This window comes from Sodalis ligni (assembly GCF_016865525.2).
Classification (GTDB): domain Bacteria; phylum Pseudomonadota; class Gammaproteobacteria; order Enterobacterales; family Enterobacteriaceae; genus Acerihabitans; species Acerihabitans ligni.
Window position 1 is genome coordinate 3,566,627 of record NZ_CP075169.1, and the last position, 24,363, is coordinate 3,590,989.

The 24,363-nt window shown below is 52.8% G+C and carries 18 protein-coding genes and 3 pseudogenes; 5 read left to right on the forward strand and 16 right to left on the reverse strand.

Annotated features, from left to right (window positions below):
* Positions 1-17: 17 nt before the first annotated feature.
* The 12 genes and pseudogenes from GTU79_RS16595 to otsB form a co-directional block, all read right to left on the reverse strand.
* Entirely contained in the window at positions 18-1,064 is a 1,047-nt protein-coding gene (locus GTU79_RS16595) for a protein-glutamate methylesterase/protein-glutamine glutaminase (protein WP_214513151.1), read from the reverse strand.
* Complete coding sequence (gene cheR, locus GTU79_RS16600; RefSeq protein ID WP_203521152.1) at positions 1,061-1,921, reverse strand: protein-glutamate O-methyltransferase CheR; 861 nt, start codon at positions 1,919-1,921, stop codon at positions 1,061-1,063. Before cheR ends, GTU79_RS16595 begins: the two co-directional genes overlap by 4 nt.
* 33 nt (positions 1,922-1,954) lie before the next feature.
* The gene (locus GTU79_RS16605; RefSeq protein ID WP_203521151.1) at positions 1,955-3,574 is read right to left on the reverse strand and encodes a methyl-accepting chemotaxis protein; all 1,620 of its coding nucleotides are present in this window, start codon (positions 3,572-3,574) and stop codon (positions 1,955-1,957) included.
* 41 nt (positions 3,575-3,615) lie between these two features.
* Positions 3,616-5,310 (reverse strand): methyl-accepting chemotaxis protein, encoded by a 1,695-nt coding sequence (locus GTU79_RS16610; protein WP_214513152.1) that lies wholly within the window; start codon positions 5,308-5,310, stop codon positions 3,616-3,618.
* Positions 5,311-5,553: 243 nt separating this feature from the next.
* Positions 5,554-6,051 carry a chemotaxis protein CheW gene (gene cheW, locus GTU79_RS16615; RefSeq protein WP_132921207.1) on the reverse strand — a complete coding sequence of 166 codons (498 nt, stop codon included), beginning with the start codon at positions 6,049-6,051 and terminating at the stop codon, positions 5,554-5,556.
* A 163-nt stretch (positions 6,052-6,214) separates the two neighbouring features.
* The gene (gene cheA / locus GTU79_RS16620; protein ID WP_214513153.1) at positions 6,215-8,371 is read right to left on the reverse strand and encodes a chemotaxis protein CheA; all 2,157 of its coding nucleotides are present in this window, start codon (positions 8,369-8,371) and stop codon (positions 6,215-6,217) included.
* Between the two features lie 205 nt (positions 8,372-8,576).
* On the reverse strand, positions 8,577-9,914 hold the full coding sequence (gene motB / locus GTU79_RS16625; protein WP_214513154.1) for a flagellar motor protein MotB: 1,338 nt from the start codon (positions 9,912-9,914) through the stop codon (positions 8,577-8,579).
* A complete protein-coding gene (gene motA / locus GTU79_RS16630) occupies positions 9,911-10,798 on the reverse strand; it encodes a flagellar motor stator protein MotA (protein WP_214513155.1) in 888 nt (295 codons plus the stop codon). The genes motB and motA overlap by 4 nt, the downstream gene beginning before the upstream one ends.
* Positions 10,799-10,927: 129 nt before the next feature.
* Complete coding sequence (gene flhC, locus GTU79_RS16635; protein WP_132921204.1) at positions 10,928-11,509, reverse strand: flagellar transcriptional regulator FlhC; 582 nt, start codon at positions 11,507-11,509, stop codon at positions 10,928-10,930.
* Positions 11,510-11,519: 10 nt separating this feature from the next.
* A pseudogene (gene flhD, locus GTU79_RS16640) lies at positions 11,520-11,861 on the reverse strand (flagellar transcriptional regulator FlhD); the annotation flags it as partial.
* Between the two features lie 1,144 nt (positions 11,862-13,005).
* Positions 13,006-14,427, reverse strand: coding sequence for an alpha,alpha-trehalose-phosphate synthase (otsA, locus tag GTU79_RS16645; protein WP_214513156.1), 1,422 nt, complete (start codon positions 14,425-14,427; stop codon positions 13,006-13,008).
* Positions 14,424-15,212, reverse strand: coding sequence for a trehalose-phosphatase (otsB, locus tag GTU79_RS16650; protein WP_132921201.1), 789 nt, complete (start codon positions 15,210-15,212; stop codon positions 14,424-14,426). The genes otsA and otsB overlap by 4 nt, the downstream gene beginning before the upstream one ends.
* A gap of 1,011 nt (positions 15,213-16,223) precedes the next feature.
* Here otsB and rcsA point away from each other — a divergent pair.
* Positions 16,224-16,850, forward strand: a pseudogene (gene rcsA / locus GTU79_RS16655) (transcriptional regulator RcsA).
* 123 nt (positions 16,851-16,973) lie between these two features.
* On the opposite strand, the gene dsrB reads toward rcsA, so the two are convergent.
* On the reverse strand, positions 16,974-17,171 hold the full coding sequence (gene dsrB, locus GTU79_RS16660; RefSeq protein ID WP_132921199.1) for a protein DsrB: 198 nt from the start codon (positions 17,169-17,171) through the stop codon (positions 16,974-16,976).
* Positions 17,172-17,374: 203 nt separating this feature from the next.
* Between dsrB and GTU79_RS16665 the strand changes: the two genes are divergently transcribed.
* From GTU79_RS16665 to GTU79_RS16680, 4 genes and pseudogenes are all read left to right on the forward strand, one after another.
* Entirely contained in the window at positions 17,375-17,608 is a 234-nt protein-coding gene (locus tag GTU79_RS16665; RefSeq protein WP_132921198.1) for a DUF2525 domain-containing protein, read from the forward strand.
* A 505-nt stretch (positions 17,609-18,113) separates the two neighbouring features.
* Positions 18,114-18,941, forward strand: coding sequence for a mannosyl-3-phosphoglycerate phosphatase-related protein (locus tag GTU79_RS16670; protein ID WP_214513157.1), 828 nt, complete (start codon positions 18,114-18,116; stop codon positions 18,939-18,941).
* Positions 18,942-18,986: 45 nt separating this feature from the next.
* A complete protein-coding gene (locus GTU79_RS16675) occupies positions 18,987-20,207 on the forward strand; it encodes a glycosyltransferase family protein (protein ID WP_203521145.1) in 1,221 nt (406 codons plus the stop codon).
* Positions 20,208-20,408: 201 nt separating this feature from the next.
* Positions 20,409-20,785: pseudogene (locus GTU79_RS16680) on the forward strand (helix-turn-helix domain-containing protein).
* Positions 20,786-21,695: 910 nt separating this feature from the next.
* Here GTU79_RS16680 and copM read toward each other — a convergent pair.
* The 3 genes from copM to GTU79_RS16695 all read right to left on the reverse strand — a co-directional run bounded on the left by copM (position 21,696) and on the right by GTU79_RS16695 (position 23,864).
* Positions 21,696-22,049 carry a CopM family metallochaperone gene (gene copM / locus GTU79_RS16685; RefSeq protein WP_413726959.1) on the reverse strand — a complete coding sequence of 118 codons (354 nt, stop codon included), beginning with the start codon at positions 22,047-22,049 and terminating at the stop codon, positions 21,696-21,698.
* Positions 22,050-22,227: 178 nt separating this feature from the next.
* On the reverse strand, positions 22,228-23,289 hold the full coding sequence (apbE, locus tag GTU79_RS16690; RefSeq protein WP_214513158.1) for an FAD:protein FMN transferase ApbE: 1,062 nt from the start codon (positions 23,287-23,289) through the stop codon (positions 22,228-22,230).
* Between the two features lie 272 nt (positions 23,290-23,561).
* Positions 23,562-23,864, reverse strand: a complete 303-nt coding sequence (locus GTU79_RS16695) for a hypothetical protein (RefSeq protein ID WP_132921192.1) — start codon at positions 23,862-23,864, stop codon at positions 23,562-23,564.
* Positions 23,865-24,363: the final 499 nt, after the last annotated feature.

Below are 24,363 nucleotides of genomic sequence, written 5' to 3' on the forward strand. Positions count from 1 at the left end.
TGCCCGCTATCGGGTCGCTAAATACGTAATGCCTGGCCGGCGCTTATCTGGGTCATCATCCGTTGGCTCATTTGATGTAACGGCACGACTTCGTTACTGCCCCCCATGGCGATAGCCTCCCGGGGCATGCCGAATACCACGCAGCTGGCTTCATCCTGCGCCAGGGTATAGGCGCCGGCATTGCGCATGGCCAGCAGCCCGGCCGCGCCGTCGTTGCCCATGCCGGTCAGGATGACGCCGACGGCATTACGACCGGCGTATTGCGCCACCGACTTGAACAGCACATCCACCGACGGGCGATGCCGGTTTACCGGCGGGCCGTCGTGCAGTCGGATCTGGTAATTGGCGCCGCTGCGCGCCAGCTCCATATGCCGCGCGCCGGGGGCGATATAGGCATGTCCCGGTAATATACGTTCCCCGTCTTCCGCTTCTTTTACCGTGATTTGGCACAGCTTATTCAAGCGTTCGGCGAAGGACCGGGTAAATCCGGGGGGCATATGCTGGGTGATGAGCAGCGCCGGACTGGTGGCGGGCAGCGGTTCAAGCACATGCCTGATGGCCTCCGTACCGCCGGTGGACGCGCCGATGGCGATCAATTTTTCACTGCTCAGCAGCAGAACGTTCAGCACCGCCGGCGCGCTGCCGCCCTGCCGTTTGGGCAAACGGGCGCGGGCGGCGGTGCGGATTTTTTCGGCAATGGATTCGCTGTAGGCCAACATACCGTCACGCAGGCCGCTTTGCGGTTTGGTGACAAAATCTATCGCGCCCAGCTCCAGCGCCCGCAGGGTAATTTCCGATCCGCGGCCGGTGAGGGATGACACCATCACCACCGGCATCGGCCGCAGGCGCATCAGCTTTTCCAAAAAATCCAACCCGTCCATGCGCGGCATTTCCACATCCAGCGTTAATACCGCCGGATTGAGTTTTTTAATCAGTTCCCGCGCCACCAGGGGATCAGGGGCGGTTGCCACTACTTCCACATCGGGAAAACCATTAATGATTTCAGTCATTAATTGACGCATCAATGCGGAATCATCAACACACAGCACCCTGATTTTATTCATCTTCTTTCCTTAGTCAGCTGATAGACCGTCTGTCCGCGCAGCTTGAAGTCATCACTGATCTGGCTGAAATTTTCCGAATGGCCGGCAAACAGCAGGCCACCGGGTTTCAGCAGCGGCGCAAAACGGCGCAGGATCCGCTCCTGGGTCACTTTATCGAAGTAGATCATTACATTACGACAAAAAATAGCGTCAAAAGGACCCGGCAGAGCCCAGTCCGAGGCCAGGAGATTCAGGTACTGAAAACGCACCAGCGCGCTCACTTCCGGACGAACCCGCGCCAGACCGTCATGGGGACCGGTACCACGCAGGAAAAACCGCTGCCGGTGCGCGGTACTGAGCCCCCGCAGCTCCTCATGGCGATAAACCCCGGCCCGGGCCTTCTCCAATACCTGGGTATTGATATCGCTGCCGATGACCTGCACCTGGCTCAGGGAACCCGGCAGCGTTTCCAACAGCGTCATGGCAATGGAGTAAGGCTCCTCGCCGGTGGAGGCCGCGGTACTCCAGACGCTGTAGGCCCCCGGCCGCTCCTTGGCGTGGCGCGCCAGGATCGGGAAATGGTGCAGCTCGCGAAAAAAAGCGGTCAGGTTGGTGGTCAAGGCGTTAATGAACACCTCCCACTCTTCACCGTTGGCGTCAGCTTCCAGACGCGCCAAATAGGTACCGAAATCGGACATCCCAAGGGTGCGCAACCGCCGCACCAGGCGGTTGTAAACCATCTCCCGCTTGTGGCTGGCCAGGACAAGGCCGGCCCTCTGATATATCAACTGGCAGATGCGCTGGAAATGCGCATCGGATAAGGGCACAGGAAGTGCCAAATTTGACCATGGTGCGGCATTTTCAGCCTGATTAGGCATACGCTTTCTCATTGAGCCACGCTTGCGCCGGGCTTAGGTTGATTGCCCGATGGGACGGGAAATGAGATCCACTGCCTGCTGCTCGCCGGCGTCTTCCTGCTGGCCATGATGCTGCAGTCTGAAAACGCGTACCGCCTGCATCAGGGATTCCGCCTGCGACTCCAGAGCCCCGGCGGCGGCGGCGGATTGTTCCACCAGCGACGCGTTTTGCTGGGTAGCGGCGTCCATCTGATTCACGGCGGCTGCCACCTGGTCGATACCGCGGCTCTGCTCATCCGAGGCCGAGGCGATTTCAGCCATAATATCGGTGACGCGGCTTACCGAGCGGACAATCTCGTCCATGGTATTGCCGGCGGAGGCCACCAGTTCGGACCCCTGCTGCACCCGTGACGCGGATTCGTCAATCAATCCCTTGATTTCCTTGGCCGCCTGGGCGCTGCGCTGCGCCAGACTGCGTACTTCTCCCGCCACTACCGCGAATCCCCGGCCCTGCTCGCCGGCCCGCGCCGCTTCCACCGCCGCGTTCAGCGCCAGGATATTGGTTTGGAAGGCAATACCGTCGATAACGCTGGTAATATCGCTGATTTTACGTGAGCTGGTGGCTATGTCCGCCATGCGCTGCACCACGTTGCCGGTAAGCTCGCCCCCCTTATGGGCGGTGGCGGAAGCATCCCGGGCCAATTGCGTGGCCTGACGGGCGTTTTCGGCGTTTTGTTTCACGGTGGAAGTCAGCTCCTCCATGCTGGTGGCCGTCTCTTCCAGCGATGCCGCCTGCTGTTCGGTACGAGACGATAAGTCGTTATTACCGCTGGCTATCTCCTGAATACCGCTCAGCATGGAATCGGTTCCCTCGCGTACGGCGTATACCGTTTTCGCCAGTTCGTCGCGCATGGCTTCCAACTGGTGAAACAGCCGGCTGATTTCATTACGTCCGCTCGCGACGATGGGATTGCCCAGATCGCCGCCGGCAATGGCGTTAAAATGCCCGCTCATCACCGCCAGCGGGCGCAGCAGCATATTTTTCAGCCATACCAGGGACAGCAGGATAAGGACAAGGGTAACCCCGGTAACCCCGCCAAGTATCCAGCCGGACAGCCGGTAGGCATGGAGATTGTCGTCACCGGAATCGGCAATGACGCCGGAGAGATAATTCATGTTGGCAGTATACTGCTGCTCAAAAGCGTCCTGGAATTGTTGGGTCGGCTGCGCCATAAAGGCCTGGACGTTACCGTTATCCAGCATGCCCACCGCATCATTCAGCGCGCCGATCAATTCATTGAAACGTTTGGCGGTCTGGGCGCGCAGCGCTCGTTCCGTATCGTTGCTTACCGGTGAATCGTTAAATTCCTTATACACCGATTGTGAATGGGCAAGGGTCCGTTTGGCCTCGTCCATAATCGGCGTAATCTGCTCCAACGGCGTATAGGACGCAAAGCGGGTGGCGGCCCGGTTGAGGGAATTACGGGTCTGCAATATTTCCGTCCAGCTCAGACTCAGGGAATTCCGTTTCAGGTTGTCCGTCTCAACGTGAGTGAAATTTTCGTTGCTGTGTCTGAATGCTTCAAAGGAGAGTCCGCTGCTTAACAATTGCATTAAACCAAAGATCAAGACAATCATGATCAGGCTGGTGGAAATCCGAATACGCGTTAACATCATTAACCTCTTGCTGGTTTTTCAACTAATACAATGCGTAATTAAAAGGTTTCCCAATTTTCCTGAGACGTTGCTTCAAGCGTTTTTATCGGCGTCCGGGCCGGGGTTTTGGCCGGACCGGCGGGGGGAACGGGGCGAGGGGCGTCTGCTTGCGCGTTCCCTTCCGCCGGCGCCGTGTTATCAGCCAGGCTGAAGACGGAAACCGCCTGGGTCAATAGCCCGGCCTGGGTTTCCAGTACCGCGGCGGCGTCGGCGGACTGCTGCACCAGGGCAGCGTTTTGCTGGGTGGCGCGATCCATTTCGGCCACCGCTTCCCCCACCTGATCGATGCCACGGCTCTGCTCATCTGAAGCAGAAGCAATTTCCCCCATGATGTCGGTTACGCGGGTCACCGAGTTAACGATTTCCGACATGGTTTCACCCGCGCTTTCCACCAATGTCGACCCCACATCCACCCGATTCACCGAGTCGTCGATAAGCCCCTTGATTTCCTTCGCGGCCTGGGCGCTGCGCTGCGCCAGACTGCGGACTTCACCGGCCACCACCGCAAATCCCCGGCCCTGTTCACCGGCCCGTGCCGCTTCCACCGCTGCATTGAGCGCCAGGATATTGGTCTGGAAGGCAATACCGTCGATCACGCCGGTGATATCGGCGATTTTCTGCGAGCTGCCGGCAATTTCATGCATGGTCTTCACCACGTTATCCACCACCTTGCCGCCCTTTTGCGCGGTTTCGGAAGCGTTTAACGCCAGCTGTTTGGCCTGGCGCGCATTCTCGGCGTTCTGTTTTACCGTAGCGGTAAGCTGTTCCATGCTTGCGGCGGTTTGCTCGAGTGCGGAAGCCTGCTGTTCGGTACGGGAGGAAAGGGAGTTATTGCCGGCGACAATGCCGGTGGCGCCGCTGTAAATGGTGTTGGCGCTCAGGCGCACGGATTGTACCGTGCCGGCCAGCGATTGCTGCATATCCCGCAGGCTTTCCGCCAGTTTTCCCATCTCGTTACGGCTTTGCACTTCCAGCTCATGGGTTAAATCCCCATCGGCGATACCGCGGATATGCTTAATGAGATAATTCAGCGGATGCAGCAGAAGGCGGCGGATACCCAACCAAACCAGCAGGGAGATCAAAACCACCAAAACCAATACTCCCGCCAAAACGCTGATGGACTGGGTATAAGCCTGGTTGCTGCTGTCCACCGCATCGTTGTACAGCTGGATATTACCCGCCAGAAACCGGCTATAATAATCCTCGAATTTATTTTGCAGATCCTGCGTACTCTGGGCATTAAATGCATTGATATCGCCGCCGCTCAGGCTGGTATTCAGCGCAGCCAGCGCGGTATGCAGCAGGTCATATTGCTGCTTAAGCGACTTGAGCGTGCCTTCATCCTGCCCGGCAACCGGGGGCATAGCCGCAAAAGCGGCGAAGGTCTGTTCAGAGCGGGTCAGGGTTCCCTGGGCTTCCGTCAAGAGTTCGGTCACCGTCGGGCCGCTGCCCATCTTGTTGGCATCCAGCAGAAAACGTATGCCCGCGCGGTTCAAGGTATTGCGGGTTTGTATCAGCGCCACCCAGCTTGCGCTGAGAGAGGTTTGCTGCTTACGGATATTCTGATAGATATCAAAATACTGTTGATCTTTATTTAGCGAGCGATAAAACACGCCTCCCGATGAGATTTGCAATAAACCAAAAATGATCAATATAAGAACTAAGCCGGTAACAACTTTTATTCGGTTAAACATGCCTGAAGTCCCACTACACCTGGTGTTATTTTTATCGGCAGGGGGCAGGCAAACTTTATCGCTAATTGCATATACCCGTCATCTTTCACGCTGCAGCTGTGTTGGCTGCGCCCGCGCACCCCAGTCACTTAGTTATCTAAGCTCTTGGGGTGAGCGAGTTTGCCGCCTTGCTGCAGCGTGAAAGCTATAGGGTATATAAGCGCGCATGGGCGGATTCAGCCGATTCCGCCGGCGGGCAAACACTCAATGAGCGGCGGCGGTATCCACCAGCGCCATTTCCTCGCTGTTCAATAAACGTTCAATATCCACCAGAATCAGCATCCGTTCCCCCAGCGAGCCGAGACCGGTGAGATACTCGGTGGCCAGAGTAACGGCAAATTCCGGCGCCGGACGAATCTGATCGGCAGTGAGGGAGAGCACGTCCGAGACGCCGTCCACGACGATTCCCACTACCCGTTGGTTCAGGTTCAGTACAATAACTACCGTGTTGTCGTTATACAAAACGTCTGTTTGCGCGAATTTAATCCGCAAATCGAGAATCGGCACGATAACGCCGCGCAGATTGGTCACGCCTTTGATAAAGGCCGGCGTATTGGCGATACGCGTAACCTGATCGTAACCCCGGATCTCCTGGACCTTAAGTATATCTATGCCATATTCTTCATCGCCCAGGGTAAAGATCAGGAATTCCTGCCCTACGGTTTCCCCCGTCAGCGCGGTGACGTTTGCGAGTCCTGCCATGGTTTTCACCTTTTAATCAGTCGGCTATTCCCGTCATGCTTCAAGTTGCAGGTACGTTGGCTTTTCTCGCTCACCCCAGTCACTTACTTGAGTAAGCTCCCGGGGATTCGCTGCGTCGCCGCCTTCCTGCAACTCGAATTATTTAGGGTATAAATTTAAAAAATTAAGCAGCACCGGCCATCCGTTTATTACGGTTCAGGGCCTGTAATGCGGATACATCAATGATCAACGCCACGCTGCCGTCCCCCAGAATAGTGGCGGCAGAAATACCCGGTACCTTGCGGTAATTGCTTTCCAGGTTTTTCACCACCACCTGGTGCTGGCCGATTAACTGATCCACCAGCAGTGCGTAGCGACGACCCGCACTTTGCAAAATCACCACAATACCCTCGGTGGGGTCGGTTTTGGCGTCGGAAACATCAAACAAACGGTGCAGTTCAACCAAGGGCAGGTATTCCCCCCTGACCTGCAACACCTGCTCGCCGCCGGCCAGGGGATGCAAATCCTCCGCCTGCGGCTGCAGGGACTCCATCACCGTATTCAGCGGCAGGATAAAGACATCCTGATTGACCCGGACCGACATCCCGTCGAGGATGGCCAGGGTGAGCGGCAGCAGAATACGGATAGTGGTGCCCTTGCCCGCCTGGGACAAGATATCCACATGGCCGCCCATCGCTTGGATATTACGCTTCACCACGTCCATGCCGACGCCGCGCCCGGAAACGTCAGTGACCTGTTCAGCGGTGGAGAACCCCGGCGCGAAGATCAGCATGCCCACCTCCTCGTCGGTCATGCTGTCGCTCACCGCCATGCCCTGAGACAGCGCCTTGGCCAGAATTTTTTCCCGGTTCAGTCCGGCGCCGTCATCAATGACTTCGATGCAGATATTTCCCCCTTGATTCTCGGCGCGCAGCAACAGATTGCCGACGGGATTTTTACCCAGCCCGCTGCGGATATCGGGGGATTCAATACCGTGATCCAGGCTATTGCGCACCAGGTGGGTCAGGGGATCGATGATCCACTCAATCAGGCTCTTATCCAGCTCCGTGGAGCTGCCCTCAAGAGTTAGCAGTACCTGCTTATCCAGCTTGGCGGCCAGGTCGCGCACCAGCCGGGGGAACCGGCTGAAGACATATTCCATCGGCATCATACGGATGGACATTACCGATTCCTGCAAATCGCGGGCGTTGCGCTCCAGTTGGCCCATGCTGTTGAGCAAATCACTGTGGCGGGCCGGATCCAGATTGCCGGATCGCTGGGCGATCATCGACTGGGTTATAACCAGTTCCCCCACCAGATTGATGAGCTGATCCACCTTCTCCACCGCTACCCGAATACTGGTATCAGCCGGCTTTATGCGCGGCGCGGCAACGGCGGTGTCCGCCTGCCGGCCCGATTGCTGGGCCGCGGCATGGATTGGCGTCACGTTATCCCGGCTGCCGTCGCCTTCGCCGGCGGCAATGTTCGTTGGCGGATCCAGCGGCATAATAGTATCGGCCACCGTGTCGCCGGCAGCATCATTCATCACGGCGCCGCCGTGCTCGGGCAAGGATTCCGCCGTGTCGTTTTCAAGCCCGCCCGCGACGCTTACGGGTAAGTCCCCATCGTCCTCGGACGCAGTATTGCCGCCCTTCTCCGGCGTATCATCCGCGATAACGGCTTCATCGAAATGGATTTGTTCCGCATCCAGTACAAAGCAGAGCACCGCGCAGATATCGTCTTCGCTTACGGTGGTCTGCAGCGTGGCGCTCAGGCTGTCACCGGTTTGACCGTGCTCGAGCACGGTGCCCAGATTGCCCAGTTCATCGAGCATCAGGGGGATCTCGGTTTCCTTCAAGGCGCTCAAGCGAATATGCAGCACCGCGTCCGACGATATCAGCGCGCCAGGTTCCGCACCGCTTTTCGACCCGTCGTCAGCCGCCACGCCTTTGGCCTCCAAAGCCAGCTGGCGCAGCGCGGCGCAAATGTATTCAAAGCTCGCCGCATCCGGTTCCTGAGCCGTCTTGTAGGCATCTAGTTGATCCTGCATGATATCTTTGGTTTCCAAAAAGAGGTTAACGATTGCCGTGCTGAGGGCCATTTCACCCCGACGCGCCTCATCCAGCAGGTTTTCCAGTAAATGGGTCGTCTCCTGCAATACCGTAAAGCCGAACGTCCCCGCCCCGCCCTTGATGGAATGCGCCGCGCGGAATATCGCATTCAGCTGCTCGCTATCCGGATTTTCCGGATCCAGTATCAGCAGGTGCTGCTCCATATCCGCCAGCAGCTCGGCGGCCTCATCAAAAAATGTTTGGTAAAATGCGCTAATATCCATGCTCATGACATTACCCCTGCTGAATCACGTCCCTTAGGCCACAAGGCCGTCGGCGACGCTGTTATATCCTCGTTAGGCAGATGAACCCTGACTCCGTAGAGGGTACCTGACAATCTGTTGACCCGGGCACCTGAAGCGGAGGGCACCGGAGCGCTTTGGCGTTTGGCCGGCGCCGCCGGAAAAGCATTCGGTGCCGGGGGAATGTCCGTGGTTATCCTGGCGCGGGCCGCGGCCCGCGGATTCGCTGCCGGAACCGTCGGCTGGACCTGCGGCGCCGGCGGATTCGCTGCCGGAACCGTCGGCTGGACCTGCGGCGCCGGCGGATTCGCTGCCGGTGCCGGCGGCTGGGCCTGCGGCGCCGGCGGATTCGCTGCCGGTGCCGGCGGCTGGGCCTGCGGCGCCGGCGGATTCGCTGCCGGAACCGACGGCTGGGCCTGCGGCACCGGCGAATTCGCTGCCGGAACCAACGGCTGGGCCTGCGGCGCCGGCGAATTCGCTGCCGGAACCAACGGCTGGGCCTGCGGCGCCGGCGAATTCGCTGCCGGTGCCGATGGCTGGGTCTGCGGCGCCGGTGCATTGGCTGCCGGCGCCGGCGGCGGACCTGCGGTGCCGGTACATTGGCTTGCGTTGCCGGCGACGCGCCTCTGCGGGCATCGGCCGCTTCCTTGAGGGCCGGCTGCGCCGAGAGCTCTTTAGATCCGTTTACCTCTACCGCCGGGTTTTGCACATTTTCATGTTCGATCATCTCTTCCGTTTGCTTATTCAACACCACCAGGCTGATACGGCGATTTATCGCGGCATAAGGCTGTTTCGGCGCAATGCTCATGGTGGAAGACATCCCCACCACCCGCAGAATTTTCCCCTCGGCCAACCCGCCGGAAATCAGTTCACGCCTTGAAGCGTTAGCGCGGTCGGCAGACAATTCCCAGTTGCTGTAACCCCGCTCGCCGTTAGCGTAAGGGGCGGCATCGGTATGGCCGGAAATGCTGATTTTATTAGGAATATCATTAAGAATGGGGGCAATGCCGCGCAATACATCGCGCATATAGGGCTCTACCAATGCGCTGCCGGTTTCAAACATCGGCCGGTTCTGACTGTCCAGAATCTGTATCTGCAATCCCTCTTGCACCATGTTAATCAGCAATTGAGGCCGCAACACCCGCAGGCGCGGATCGGATTCGATAAGTTGATCAAGCCGTTCACGCAGGTGATTGAGCCGCTTCTTTTCCAATTTTTCCATCAGATTATCGAGACTCTTGTGCACATCCCCCTGCTGGCGGGTCGGATCGTCGCCACCGCCCGGAATCGGGCTGCTGTCCGTACTGCTTCGCGGGCCGCCGGTCAAGGCCACATTAAGCGGCGTACGAAAATACTCGGCTATGGTGGTCAATTCCTGCGGACTGGCGATGGACAACAGCCACATCACCAGGAAAAACGCCATCATGGCGGTCATAAAATCGGCGTAGGCAATCTTCCAGGCCCCGCCATGCTGCGCTTGGCCAGGGGACGACCGGCGTTTGCGTATCACCACTACCGGCTGGTTCTTCATGCATCTTCTTCCGCCGCAGCCTTCACCGGCTCTCTGGCATGCCTGACGTGTTCCTCAAGTTCGGTAAACGAAGGACGTTCCGCGGAATAAAGCGTTTTGCGTCCGAACTCCACCGCAATCTGCGGCGCATAGCCATGTATACTGGAGAGCAAGGTAATCTTGATGCATTGCATCATTTTGGTGGTTTCAGCGCGTTTTTGCCGTAATAACGACGCCAGGGGCGAAATAAAACCATAAGACAGCAAAATGCCCAAAAACGTCCCCACCATCGCCTGGGCGATTAACGCACCCAGTTCAATGGCCGAACGATCGGCCGAGGCCAGCGCATGCACCACGCCCAGCACGGCGGCAACGATACCGAACGCCGGTAGCGAATCCCCCATCTGTCCGAGGCTCCCGGCCGGAATCTCGCACTCATGCTCATAGGTCTCGATTTCCTCATCCATCAGCGATTCGATTTCAAAGGCGTTCATATTGCCGCCAATCATCAGCCGCAAATAATCAGTAAGGAAATCAACCAGTAGATTATCCATCAGAATACGCGGATAGCGCTTGAATATTTCACTGTTCTGCGGACTGTCGATATCGAATTCCAACGCCAACATTCCTTGCTGACGCGATTTCGCCATCAATCGGAACAGCAGCGCCATGAGATCCATGTAAAGAGATTTATTGTATTTTGAGCCGCGGAAAAGGAGCGGAAGGGCATGAAACGTTGATTTGATCGCTTTCCCATTGTTACCGACGATAAACGAGCCGATTCCCGAGCCTGCGATAATCAAACATTCGGAAGGTTGATATAGCGCGCCCAAATGACCGCCAACCAAGGCATAACCGCCAAACACCGCGGCAATGACGACTAAGTATCCCAATATCACTAACACGCCTGATCCCCCGGTAAAAAGATGTCGGCTAACACGTAGTCAAATCGGCCGGAACCGAAAGACGTTAACCATGGCGACCTCCTTCCGAGGCGACGCCATGAGTGTTGTCATCCAGGGAAAACGACCCGTTCAGACCGCGCGTATTGCCGGTTCATCCAGCAGCTTGGGGTTAATATCGGCCGTGCTCGGCAAAAGTTTACGTCTTTTTACTGCTCGTGAAGGGGGCTGGCATAAACTGCAGACAAACCCGTATTCTGGTTGGTGGGCATAGGTGATGAAATGGCCATGGCAATGACTGCATGGCGTCAACTGCAGCATTCCGCTATCGACAAATCTTACCAGCGTCCAGGCACGGGTCAGCGCCAGCAGCGGCACTTCACCGTCCGCTTGCGGACATTGTTCCAAATACAGGCGGTAGGCGCCAATGACAGCTTCGACGCCGAGTGACTGACCATTCTGCACCAGAACCTGATAGATATTATAAAACATGGAAGAATGGATATTTTGCTCCCATGTCATGAACCAATCCGTTGAAAACGGTAACATTCCCTTGGGCGGCGGGCTCCCGCGCAGTTCTTTATACAATTTGATTAACCGACCGCGACTCAGCTGCGTCTCGCTTTCCAGCATTTGCAATCTTGCCCCCAGCGTTATCAACTCCATTGCAAGCTGGATATCTTTCGCCTCTTGCACAATACTTTTTCCGACCATCGCTAAGCCCTTTTTTCGGCATTTGACTTTCTTTCGAGGCCAGCCGTTCTTGTAATTGGCTCGATAATAAAATACCGGTATGTATTTGCTGCAATTCGTCCACTCGCGAATCTTGCGTGAGCTGTGTTATGGTTTGATGATCGTTAAAGCGGAACAGGCATAATAACTGATTCGTTTCAGCCAATTTGACCATTTGCGGCAAAGTCAATTGCAGTAATACATCCGCCATTCTTTCATCTATACCCAAACGGAACATAGCTGATGCTTTTTCTTGATTGATTAGTCGTTGCGCTAATAAAAGATACGATAAATTAATATCGTAAACATGCTTGCGTATTTCACTCGTATTCATTTTCCCATCCTCTAGACTATGTTTAAAAACATAACTTGGGTGATAAAATATCGCCCGGTATCCGGGGATCTTTCCCTGGGTGGCTAATGAAAATCAGCGGTACCAGACGATGATTTAATTATCCGGCAAGCCCAACGGCCAATTTTTAAAGCCAAACCGTTAATAGTCTTCCGAATAAGTTTGCCCACAATCGTCCTGGTTCATTAGGGTTTCTTCCTGAAACATATTTACAATTTAGTGAGATTATTCCTAATAGCGCCGCAACTCTAACGCTGAATCCGTCGTTCATACAATCTACCCCCAGGCAAATTTTAGATAAAGTGTGATCTACATCACAGAAAATGAGTTCACTTGATCAGAATTGCTACTGGTCAGACATGATGGGTGATTAAAAATAAGCACACGACCGGTTTAAATGATAATAATTATCATTTACAATGATTTCCTCAGCGCTTTATGCCAAATTGACGCAAAATGACAGAATATCATTCCTTTATTCAAATTCTCGGCCTAAAATATGTTGTTAAAATGAATTCCCAGCAGATATGCTGTTTATGGCTGATTTCTACTTTGAATGCATCAATAACATTCATGAAACATATGCTTACGGGCGACAGGAATTGCCCACTGAGAGTTGTACATTTTTTAACCGAATTACCAAAAAACGTTAAGACTGTTCATATTCAATCATTATGGTGAAATCAATGGTAAATCAGTGTGTGGAGATAGCGGAGGCGTAATGAATACCACGGCAGAAATTAGCTGTGTCACTCTATCATCGGCGTTGATAACCAAAACTTGAGTCAAAAATTGATCAATATTTTAGCAGCGGACAGACAGAAAATTTAATTTAGCTTAATTCTTATACCAAAGACGGAATAAAAGAAGGCCTATCGATTGAAATGCGTCAATAGGAGCAAATCCTTGTCATTACTCAACAACCGGATATGGATTTATTGGCTAAAGCTTCCCGGAAGCCGGTATGAACGGTATTACAGCGCCTGGAAATGAACACGTAGGCTATGCAGTGAGGGGAATCATTTTACCTTGCCACAGGCGCCCGGCGGATACGGCGCATACCGCCGTCCTGTAGCCACAGGACGGACGGCACACGGCGAGAAAGCCTCTTTATATAGAAGACACTTTATGCAGGTTTAGGCAGCGACCCTTCTTTCAGCGGCTGCTGTCCGGGCTCAAGCTGGTGCGGTACGGCTTTCAAATCATTCAGGAAGGATTTACGCCAATGGACGATATCATTCTTGGTAATGACGTCCATCATCGCCTTATAGCGTTCGATTCTTTCCGCCTGCGGCATACGGAGCGCTTTATCAAGGGCGGAGGCGACACCGTCGCGATCGTAAGGGTTGACCAGCAAGGCCGACGTCAATTCGTTGGCCGCGCCGGCGAAGCGGGATAAAATCAATACCCCGGGATCGGCGGGGTTCTGGGAGGCCACATACTCTTTCGCCACCAGATTCATGCCGTCGCGTAAAGGCGTCACCAGTCCGACATCGCAATGCCGAAAAATTTTCATCAGCAGGCTGCGCTCATAATGCTGATTCAGGTAAAACAGGGGGGTCCACTCCAGGGTGGAGAAATGACCGTTAATGCGCCCTGCTTCCATCTCCAGCTCGTGGCGGATATCCTGATAGGCTTGAACGTCGCCCCGGGAAGTCGGCGCAATTTGGAAGTAGCGTATGTTGCCTCGATGCTGAGGATAATTTTCCAGCAGGGTTTCGTAAGCCTGGAATCGCTCCGGCAGGCCCTTCGAGTAGTCAAGCCTGTCGACGCTGATAATCAGCTGCCCGTTGAGCTTATCCCGCAAATGGGCCAGTTTGGGCGGCAGCCGCCCTTCCGCCAGTTCGCGAATACTGTCCGGCTCGACGCCGATGGGATAAACGCGGACAGTAACAAATTTCCCGTATGCGGAAAATTGATCTTCCCCAAGTTCTTCCACGTCGGTCACTAACGATAAATTTTCAATAAATGCCAAACGATCGGTTTCGGCCTGGAAACCAATCAGGTCATATTCGCATAACATTTCGAGTAATTCTTTACGCGGCGGCAGCGCATTGAATATTTCCGAGGTTGGAAAAGGGATGTGCAGGAAAAAGCCGATACGATTGGTCATGCCTAATTTGCGGCACGCGGCGGCAAAGGGTAATAAATGATAATCATGGATCCATAAGATATCATCTTTTTTAACCAAAGGTTTTAAACGTCTTGCCAATTTTTCATTAACATGGCAATAACCATCGTAATCCTCCCGCTGATATTGCACCAGATCGAGACGGTAATGGAAAGCAGGCCAAATCACCGTATTGGAGAAATTCAAATAATACTGATCGTATTCACTCTGCTTGAGACTAAAAGCGGCAAACGAGATATTATCCTGTTGATGATGTTCCAGCGGGAGTTCCTCCTCGCTGATATTCCCATCCCAGCCGAACCACAAACCGCCGGCGTCCTTTAATGAATCCATAATGCCAACAGCAAGTCCGCCCGCACTTTCTTTTTTGCCTTCCATGGCGGCAATGCGATTTGAAACGACCACTAAGCGACTCATAAATCCTCCCCAACCGAGATGATGGTTTTAATAGATTGACTCTCTTGTTGTTTTGCCAATGACAACAGCCATTGATGGACTTGGCCAACATCATCCAAATGATATCGCGCGGTGGTTTCTCCTGGCCCTACCTTGATGGAAACGCCGCCAAGGGCGTTAACCTGCGAAAAACCGGCTTCGTCAGTGAGATCGTCGCCGATAAAAAGCGGTGTTCGGCCGGCAAAAGGCGCTTCGTGCATAAAAGCGTGAATGGCGGCGCCTTTATCAACACCGCGGGGTTTAAGTTCGACCACGCATTTTCCCGGCTGCAAGGCGAGTTCCGGGTAGCGTTGGGTAAAGGTTTCAGCCAGAGCCAGTATCTCATCGGCATAAGCCTCAGCCTGCCGATAGTGCAACGCATATGCCATGCCTTTTCCTTCCACATGGCACCCGGGATAGGCGGCAATGGCCACGTTAAGTTCCGTACCGAGCGTTGCCATTAACGCCGGCGATAATTCGGTCCGATGGATATGCCCCCGTGCATCCCGCCGTTCAGCGCCGTGCACTCCCGCGGCGGGACACTTCAGCGGCGCGCACAGCGCATCCAGCTCTTCCAAGGCGCGGCCGGAGACCAGCGCTACGGCCCCGCCCGTTAAAGAGAGAAGTTCCATCAATGCCTGCTTGATATCGTTGGGAATGGACACCCACTCAGGCCGTTTTTCGATACCGGCGAGCGTGCCGTCCAAATCAAAAAATAGCGCAAATGATTTCAGGGGGATCGGGGGTAATGGTTCACTGTCAGTCATACCTTTTATCCTCGTTTAAAACCGCAAGCGAACAGCGTGCCAAACGCCTCGCGAACAAGCGGACAGCGCTGGTGCACCTCGCTGGATAAGCGCGCAGCGCTATAGGCGCTTCGCAGATTAATTATTGGCGCGCTATCGTTTTATGCAAACAGCCCGACGGAGATAGGTGAAAAGGTAAGCGGGTAACAAAGGAGTACACATGATAAGGGAGTGAATTCTGATAATCGTCATTCTCCTTGAAACAGCGCCGTCATGACGCGAAGCCAGCTTTGAAACCGCTTTCTATCCCGCCTATCCCTCGGACGGCTAAAGACATTAGTTAGTATAGACAATAATGTAGGGTATGTCATAAATCCCCGCCCTTCACCTTTTAAGCCATCCGGATACTTCAATAATTCCGATAAGTCCACACAGTTTGTGCCACTTAGCACAGATGATTTGTATGCTATCCACGCTTTAAAAGGAAAAAGATGTTTAAAATTTTGTCATTTTATTTACATATCTGCGTAATAATTAGCCTATGTGGATGTTTATTGAGCAATGGTAAATGATTATCAATACCGTTTGATATGCATTCTTCATTAATAAATTGATAAATTTAAAAAACATCCTGTCAAAAGCGTTACAAGCGATTTCCGTTGGACAGATATGTAAAGAAAAGCCCATCTAAAAAGATGAATTTTTCTTATGTTTAGTTAGATAATTTTATAATATGATTGCATATAAAATCTGCTTGCCTTTACATGAAAAGCGCACGGCTTGATAATTTTCTCGACCCCCTGCCGTCATGAAGAGGTAGCAAAGGGTAAGTTTCTAAAAGCGCCCACTTCAGACTTAAGTCAAATTTATAGATCTTCTTTTGGGAGACTGATCCCAAAAATGTCGTTGAACTCGCTTATAGATTGTTGATAAAACATTGGCTAACTGTGACGCTTTATGAAATTTTCAGGCCAGAGAGAAGCATTTTATCGTTGATTAAAACAGATAAACGAATTTAAATGAGGGTGCGCTATGCCAACGATCATCATGGATTCATGCAGCTATACCCGCCTCGGTCTAACGGGTTTTCTAACCGATACCGGCGTAAAAAGCGAAATATCAACACGGTAAACGACTTCAGCCAGTTGCAAAGCAAATGTGCTCGTATCAAGCCCGATGTGGTTTTGTTAACGAAGAGTGTTTTATTAACGAGCCTGACGCCACGGAAAGATCAAAGGGTCATCACCCAGCATCCCGACACGCTGTTTTTCATCTTTATGGCCATGACCAATATTCATTTTGAAGATTTTCTTTTGTGCGCAAGAACTTGATTATCACCTCCAAGTCCATCAAACCCGAGACGCTGAACTCGCTGATCCTGGGCTGCAGCAAGAACAAAGCGGCGGACAATTCCCATAAATCCCGCTGGATCTCAACCCGGTCCGTTTAAGTCAAACCGAGTCAAATATGTTGCGGATGTGGATGTCCGGCCACGATACCATCCAGATTTCCGACAGTATGCAAATCAAAGCCAAAACGGTCTCTTCCCATAAAGGCAATATCAAACGGAAAATCAAGACGCATAACAAACAGGTCATCTATCACGTGGTCAGGTTAACCGATACCGTCACCAGCGGCATCTATGTCAATGTACGATAGAGTGCGCCATGACTACCGCTGGCCGATGGGAACTGAAAAAAAACCGGTATCCTGTTTAACATGATACCGGCCCGTTGTCTTTCCACCTCTTTGCCCTGGTGATCAGGGCGCAGGGGAATCCGTTCAGGCATCTCCTGCCAGCTGCTCCACAAAAATGCCATCTGGATGGCTGGTTTCATTGAAAAACCAGATCCCGGTGGGATAATCATCCAACGCCACAAGATACATGGTCCCCTCGCTGAACTCTTCAATGGCCAGGATGGTTCCTTTTCTGCGCGGTCCGCCGTCGGTTTTGACCGACACCCGATCATGTAATTTCATGACTTACCTCATAATATGCCAAGTTAATAGTTTAGTACAAAAGGCCCCGAGCGGTCAGCCGGTGATGGCTTTATACCTGTAAATTCCCGCTTTTTGGCAAAACGGAGATCTCACGCGCAGCGGTCATGCGCCTGCGAGCCTAGGCGCTATACTTAATAAAGGGAACAATAGGCAAAAATGACAGCTAAGATGAGGAAAATACCATGCCTTTCGCGAAAGAGTATAACCAACATTTGCAGCGGGAAATCAGCATTGATGTGGATTCATTGCTTAAAGCGGTAAGAGAGGCCGCCGGCCATGATGTGCATGAGCACCAAAGCAACGATCACGCCCATATGGTGACGGCTGAAGGTAAACGTTATAACAACTATGGCGCATTGGCCGAAGCCTACCATCTGGACATCCGCAACTATACCGTCACGGAAGTTAACCGTTAGCGGTCACCTATGCCCGCTTGCGCCAGGCAACCATGCCCTGGGCAAAAAAATCCCCGGCAAAAAGCTCCGGGGAAACTGCCCGCCGTGCGGGATGATTTTAAAGTTCGTTACACAAGGAAATCAGATTGCTTTTAATAATAATCAGCCAAGAGGGATTGGCAAGTTTGATTACGCCAGCTACTGAATCGTTTAAGGCTACCACTGGAGCGGCAAACGGGAATCAACCTGGCGGAAAGAAAATAAAATACATGTATATCAATGTATAACATTCCCACCATTCTGATTTTTTTCGGTTATCATCCTGAATAATCATACCGCTCAGGCAATTTATAATTAGGATTTTTCCCAATATTGATTAGATAAAATACAGTATTTCCCAAGCGTCAGGCAAGAAACGTGACCGGCCCGGCATAATCTCCCATAGTATAGCGAAGCATCGTATATACTCATGAGTAATAGAGGTGACAGAAAGATTGTCACTATTGACGGACAAGGCGGACTCAAAATGCCCAGCTTACAAGATCCCTTATTAGTCGTGACCGATTTGGATGGTTCGTTGCTTGACCATCATACCTATAGCTGGCAAGCCGCCGAGGGCTGGCTGGAAAAACTCAAGGCCCACCACATCCCGGTGGTTATCTGCTCAAGCAAGACCTCGGCGGAAATAAAAACGCTGCAAACAGGCATGGGCCTGGAAGGCGCGCCTTTTATCGCTGAAAACGGCGCTCTGCTGCATGCCGGCGCCTTAGGACAAGGGCAACAGCCCGACGAACCGGTAACCACCATATTGGGGCAAGATTATGCCGCCATCAGGGAGGCGCTGGAAACGCTGCGCCGATCCCATGGATTTAAATTTTTTGGCTTCGGCGACGTTAATGAACAATTGATTGGAGAATGGACCGGTCTGGCTCCCCACGATGCGCTCCTGGCTCAGCAGCGCCAGGCCTCGGAAGCATTGATCTGGCGCGATAGTGACGAAAGGATGACCGAATTCGTCCAGGAGCTTGAAGCCCGGTCCCTGGCGCTGATTCAAGGCGGACGCTTTTACCATGTGTTGTCAAAAGGCAGCAACAAAGGCGCCGCGGTACGCTGGCTATTGAGTCTGTTTCGCCGGAATGACGGACGCCCATGGCAATCATTGGGTTTGGGAGACGGCCCTAATGACGTCTTGATGCTGCAGGCGGTGGACTATGCGGTTATTATCCGCGGTTACAGCAAAACCCCGCTGGATCTTGGCCCATCACAAAAAAATGTCTACAGAACCGCTGCCTATGGCCCCGAAGGCTGGAGCGAAGGATTGGAACATTTTATCACTTCAGACGGATTGGGGTGATTGACAATAATTCAAAAGAAATTTTTATGATTGGGGAGAATATTTATGAGTGATTTTCATCAAAATGGGATCATTGCAAATTTTCATAATCTATCGGATCGCAACGTCACCGAGTTGGAAACCGAACTGATTGGATTTTCCAAAAAACGCAAAATGGGATTGATACTCCCCTCGCTGTTTTCAGAGCTGGAAGGTCCGGCCTTGGCCAACATTATCGATGAGATCGCAAAAGTACCCTATCTGGAAGAAATAGTTATCGGGCTTGATCGCGCCGACCGCGATCAGTTCCTCTATGCCCGTGATTTTTTTTCCCGGTTGCCTCAGCATCATCGTATCCTGTGGAATGACGGCCCGCGTTTAAAAGCCATTGACGCCGAGCTTGAAAAAGAGGGCCTTTCTCCCACCGAACCGGGAAAAGGCAGGAACGTCTGGTTTTGCACCGGCTACACTCTGGCCTCGGATCGTACCCTGGCGGTGGCATTGCACGATTGCGATATAGTCACCTACGAACGAGGCATGCTGGCCCGTTTGCTTTATCCGGTCGTGCATCCCAAATTCAGCTATGAATTCTGCAAAGGATTCTATGCCCGGGTGGCCAACGGCAAAATGAACGGCAGGGTGGTAAGGCTACTGGTGGGTCCGTTATTGCGTTCCCTGGAGAATGTCTACGGCCAGTCGCCCTATCTCGATTATCTCAATAGTTTTCGTTATCCCTTGTCAGGTGAGTTTGCCATGCGTACCCGGGTTATGCATGACATGAAAATTCCCGGCGACTGGGGATTGGAAATCGGCCTGCTGTCGGAGATCTATCGCAACTATTCACCGAACCATATTTGCCAGGTTGAAATCGCCGATAACTACGACCATAAACACCAGCCCCTGGCGGAAGAGGATGGCTCGGGCGGGTTGAAACGCATGAGCAACGATATTATCCAGTCGCTGTACCGTAAGCTGGCCACCATGGGAGTCAATCTCACCAGCGATTCATTCCGGGTGCTAAAAGCCACCTATTACCGCAATGCTCTCGATATTCTGGAATTCTATCACCATGATGCCATTATGAACGGGCTCAAGTTTGATCAGCACAGCGAGGAAGCGGCGGTGGAATTATTCATGCAATGTATTCTGGATGCGGGACAGGCGTTTATCGAACGGCCCAACGATAAGCCCTTTATTCCCAGTTGGAGCCGGGTGCAATCCGCCTTTCCCGATATTATGCAACGCATCTACGACGCAGTGGAAGAAGACAACAAAGGGGATGTCTGACCCCGGAAGGCACAGGCGCGACATTATAGGGCTGGCGGCTGCGCCGCTGTCGTAAATCACTCCCCTGCCGGGCGGGGGATATTCCCCACGGTGAGTTCGTGATGCCATTGAAAAAGACGATGTTTTAACTTGCTCCTGACGGGATGACCTTTAGAATGAACGTCTCTCTCTTCAGTAGCCGCTATAGCGGAAAGTGCCGATATGCGCGAACTTAAACCCAATGAACCTCTGGCGGCGGCCCTCGCCGGCTGGATAGAGGATCATCTGGACCGCGATATAGCCCTGCCGGAATTGGCGGAACGGTCCGGCTATTCGGTCTGGCATATGCAAAGCGTGTTCCGTGCCACCACCGGTATCGCCGTTGGCCGCTATATACGGGAACGTAAACTGACCGAGGCCGTGCTGCGTTTGCGCAATACCGATCACCGTATAATTGACATAGCGCTGGATTATGGATTTAATTCACAATCTCAATTTACTACCTTGTTCAAAAATATTTTGGCGTGACGCCTCAAATGTGCCGTAATGATCCTTCATTACCCCTTAACTTAACTCCCCGCTTCGTTTCAATGATCTAAAAGTAAATAACTTATGTTATTTACTTTAGTTATATAGTTTTTGACTGATCCTCTTTAGCTTTTACGGCAATCATATTATAAATCAATATAATCAATCAGCTAACCACCATTGTTCAGTTTTGTGTTTTGATCAAGCAAGAAATTATTAAAATTAATGATATAAAACAGCACAAACCTCACGAGGTCCTATAGTAATTCTGAAAATTTGGCGTAGTATACCCTGATATCTCCAATTTCCTGGTGTAACTTAAGCAATTATTCGCCCGCGTTTTTAGCGGGCCTTTTGTGTTGCCTAGATATGATCGGCTACCCAAGGTCAAGAGCGCTTTTATCTGGTGATATTAATGTCTCCGGTGGGCAAACGTTAAATCTTGCAGCCTTCACAATCCTCTTCTTCTGCCGGCGGTTCCGGTATTGCCTGCGCTTTTTCTGGCGTTTTCTTCCGCTACGGCCAATTCGGCATCAATATCAAATTCAAATACGTCGTCATTCATGGCTTCAAGTCTCCTTTTCAACTGTCGGTACAGTATAACGACTTTATGGGTAAAGAGACACAATCATGGCCTTTGGCGGAGCAAGAAAGGCGCCGCGATCGAGGGTCTTGAGTTGAGTGAAAGCGCCGCGTTCAGTACGACGGCGGCCCGTCGGGCCAAAAAAACCCCGCATGGCGGGGTTTGGGCAGCAAAAAAATCAGACTATATTTCAAGCCCCTTTTTGCTCTTTTTATCTGCCCGTTTTTCCTTCAGTGTTTTCTCCGGCTTCTTCTTGGCTGACTTATCCTTACCTCTACTCATAAACGCCTCGCTTATTTGTCAGATTAGGTGGTTAGTCCAAAAGGCTCCCCGATAACACCTGGGTACTCTAGAGTTACCAAACCTGGGGACGAATTGCAAGCCGGCTGTACGTCTCGTCAGTCCGCCGCCTTTGGATGTGCCGCCAGCCAGTCCCGCATGGTCTTGATCTCCCCTTTCTGCGCTTTAATCACATTCTCCGCCAACTGCCGCATATGAGGATCTTTACCGTATTGCAATTCGGTTTGCGCCATTTCAATAGCGCCCTGATGATGAGGAATCATGCCCTGGGCGAAGGCAACGTCCGGATCGCTTGCTTTCACCCCCTCAGCCATCTTAGCGTGCATGTCTTTCATTGAATTCATATAAGACTGGCTGGCGGGACTTAATCCCTGCGCGTTATCCATCTTCATGCCGGCCATGTTATCGTCGGCCACGGCGACCTGCGCCACCAGGGGGAACAAGATAGCCATTAACGATCCGACCATGCTTTTTCTCATGATTTTCTCCTGTTTATTGTCTAATACCGCATGCTCCGAACACCAAGGCGTCCGCTATGGCGGCATCCCGCATCACAACATCCGCTTGATTTCGCCTTAAGAACCATAGCCTAACGCAACGCCGGCCGGGTAACGTCGATCCGGCGACAATTCAACGCTTCTCCGGCTGCGTATCCGTTGCCTGAATAATAAATGGCCTGAATTGCGGCGACATCCAGGTCTCAAATCCCGTCTCGGTTTTAGTGATGAGATACACCGCCAATCCCTGCTGTTCCGCCAGTGCCTTTGCCTTTTCAGTGCCAAGCACCATCAGGCCTGTATCCCAGCCATCGGCCTCCATCGCGGTGGTGGCGATAACGGTCGCGGACACCAATTTATGATCAATGGGCCTCCCGGTGGCGGGATCGATAATATGGGACAACCGTTTACCCTGTAATTCATAGTAATTACGATAACTGCCTGAGGTGCTGATGCCGTGCCCCTGTAAATCCACAACGGCCTGTGCATCCACCTCGCGATCGGTGGGCTTTTGAATGGCCACCCGCCAGGGTTTATCCTGTGGCGACAGCCCCCGGGAAATTACCGCCCCGCCCACCGAGACCAGATAGCGGGTGATGCCCCGGCGTTCCATCACAGCCGCGAGATGATCGGTGGCATATCCCTCACCCAGCGTTGAAAGGTCAACGTACAGGTCCGGCAAATCTTTTTGCAGCCATTGTCCGCTTACCTCTTCGGTCAGACGGAGATGATGCAGCCCCACCCGCGCCCGCGCGCTGTCGATCTGGGCCTGGGTCGGCATCAACACCGGCTGTTTATCCGGCCCGAACCCCCAAAGATTAACCAAGGGACCCACGGTGATATCCATTGCCCCGCCGGTTTTGGCGCCAATGCGCAGCGCGGTGGCTATCAGGTCGGCCATAGCGGCGGAAATCGGCTGCGGCGCGGTACCATTATAGTGATTAAATCGCGACAACACCGAATCCTGTCGGTAAGTAGACAATTCATGATTGTCCTGTTCCAACACCTGGCTTATCTGCTCCTTCAATCCCACCAGCGCGTCCGCCGGCGGCGAAGCCAACGTAACCCGATAAAACGTACCCATGGTTTTCCCTTCCGCCATCCAGGCCTGATTGTCCGCCGAGGGCGGCGAGGGTTTATCGCAGCCGGCCAATAACATCACCGCGCCGGTTATAATCACCGCATACTTGTTCATTGTTCTTCCCTATTGTAAAAATCCACATCAGGCCATGCAGCCAGCACCCTATTATTACCTATTATGGGCTTTGCAAAAATCAGACCGATCCGCCTAAAGGCACAGCGGAGTCGCAGCGAGCGGAACGAAGAAGGGATGCGCGGAGCAAAAGCGGCAGGCTGACGGGGAAATAACGGGGTCACCGGACTTGCCAGGCACGGTGAAGGCAAAGGAGTATGCTTGAGATAAGGACCATCACTAACCCAAGCGTATGCCGCCCCGGGATGATGAGGTTACGACAGGTCGGAGTGAGACCCGCCCTGGGCATAATTAAACATTCGCTGCACGATTTCATCTGCGCCTTTGATAATTTCCGACAGATTCTTGTCGCTGCGGTTGACCGCCTGTGAATAGGCAATTTCATGCGCCTCATCCACCATGCTGATAATACGGCCGCGTGTTTCAGCATCCAGATTACCCAAAATAGTGGTGATCACTACCTGGTAGGCATGGGACGTTACGGTTAACTGCCGTTCGCGGGCCTCCAATACTTTAATGCGTTCGAGCAGTGCTAGATAGTGCGGATCATTATCCATCTCGGCTTCCCCCTGGTAGAGCCGGCGCCGGCACGAGGCAATGTATGCATATGCATCACGCCGGCTAAAAAACTGAGTATACAACAAATGCCCGATACAGAGATCGCGGGGGAGCGAAGCGCGGGTGAGGACTGAATAACTGTCGTGACAGGTCACGACAGTTTATCGGGTGGAACCATCAATTAAGAGTGGTTGCCGCTATTGCTGCTTTTACCGCCTTTTTACCGGCTTCTGACGCCTTTTCCGGGTTGTTTTAAAACCCCGCTGCCGCTGTGCTGACCGCCTTTTTACCCGCTTCAGATGCTTTTGTTTATCGTCCGCAAAATTACCAGAACCTTTACGTTGATCTGCCATGTAAACCTCCAAACGTGAATGTCGAAATCAATAAATTGATATTTCACTAGGTCTTTTGCCAAGACATTGAAGAAGCGTGATGTTATGCCTCTCAACGCTTTTATCCTAGAACATGATTCTTATTATTGCCAAAGTGATTCTCAAC

Excerpts from the sequence above, each read along its gene's own strand:
- GTU79_RS16595 (WP_214513151.1), bottom strand. The coding sequence starts at position 1,064 with ATGAATAAAATCAGGGTGCTGTGTGTTGATGATTCCGCATTGATGCGT.
- cheR (WP_203521152.1), bottom strand. The coding sequence starts at position 1,921 with ATGCCTAATCAGGCTGAAAATGCCGCACCATGGTCAAATTTGGCACTT.
- GTU79_RS16605 (WP_203521151.1), bottom strand. The coding sequence starts at position 3,574 with ATGTTAACGCGTATTCGGATTTCCACCAGCCTGATCATGATTGTCTTG.
- GTU79_RS16610 (WP_214513152.1), bottom strand. The coding sequence starts at position 5,310 with ATGTTTAACCGAATAAAAGTTGTTACCGGCTTAGTTCTTATATTGATC.
- cheW (WP_132921207.1), bottom strand. The coding sequence starts at position 6,051 with ATGGCAGGACTCGCAAACGTCACCGCGCTGACGGGGGAAACCGTAGGG.
- cheA (WP_214513153.1), bottom strand. The coding sequence starts at position 8,371 with ATGAGCATGGATATTAGCGCATTTTACCAAACATTTTTTGATGAGGCC.
- motB (WP_214513154.1), bottom strand. The coding sequence starts at position 9,914 with ATGAAGAACCAGCCGGTAGTGGTGATACGCAAACGCCGGTCGTCCCCT.
- flhC (WP_132921204.1), bottom strand. The coding sequence starts at position 11,509 with ATGGTCGGAAAAAGTATTGTGCAAGAGGCGAAAGATATCCAGCTTGCA.
- otsA (WP_214513156.1), bottom strand. The coding sequence starts at position 14,427 with ATGAGTCGCTTAGTGGTCGTTTCAAATCGCATTGCCGCCATGGAAGGC.
- otsB (WP_132921201.1), bottom strand. The coding sequence starts at position 15,212 with ATGACTGACAGTGAACCATTACCCCCGATCCCCCTGAAATCATTTGCG.
- dsrB (WP_132921199.1), bottom strand. The coding sequence starts at position 17,171 with ATGAAATTACATGATCGGGTGTCGGTCAAAACCGACGGCGGACCGCGC.
- GTU79_RS16665 (WP_132921198.1), top strand. The coding sequence starts at position 17,375 with ATGCCTTTCGCGAAAGAGTATAACCAACATTTGCAGCGGGAAATCAGC.
- GTU79_RS16670 (WP_214513157.1), top strand. The coding sequence starts at position 18,114 with ATGCCCAGCTTACAAGATCCCTTATTAGTCGTGACCGATTTGGATGGT.
- GTU79_RS16675 (WP_203521145.1), top strand. The coding sequence starts at position 18,987 with ATGAGTGATTTTCATCAAAATGGGATCATTGCAAATTTTCATAATCTA.
- copM (WP_413726959.1), bottom strand. The coding sequence starts at position 22,049 with ATGGCTATCTTGTTCCCCCTGGTGGCGCAGGTCGCCGTGGCCGACGAT.
- apbE (WP_214513158.1), bottom strand. The coding sequence starts at position 23,289 with ATGAACAAGTATGCGGTGATTATAACCGGCGCGGTGATGTTATTGGCC.
- GTU79_RS16695 (WP_132921192.1), bottom strand. The coding sequence starts at position 23,864 with ATGGATAATGATCCGCACTATCTAGCACTGCTCGAACGCATTAAAGTA.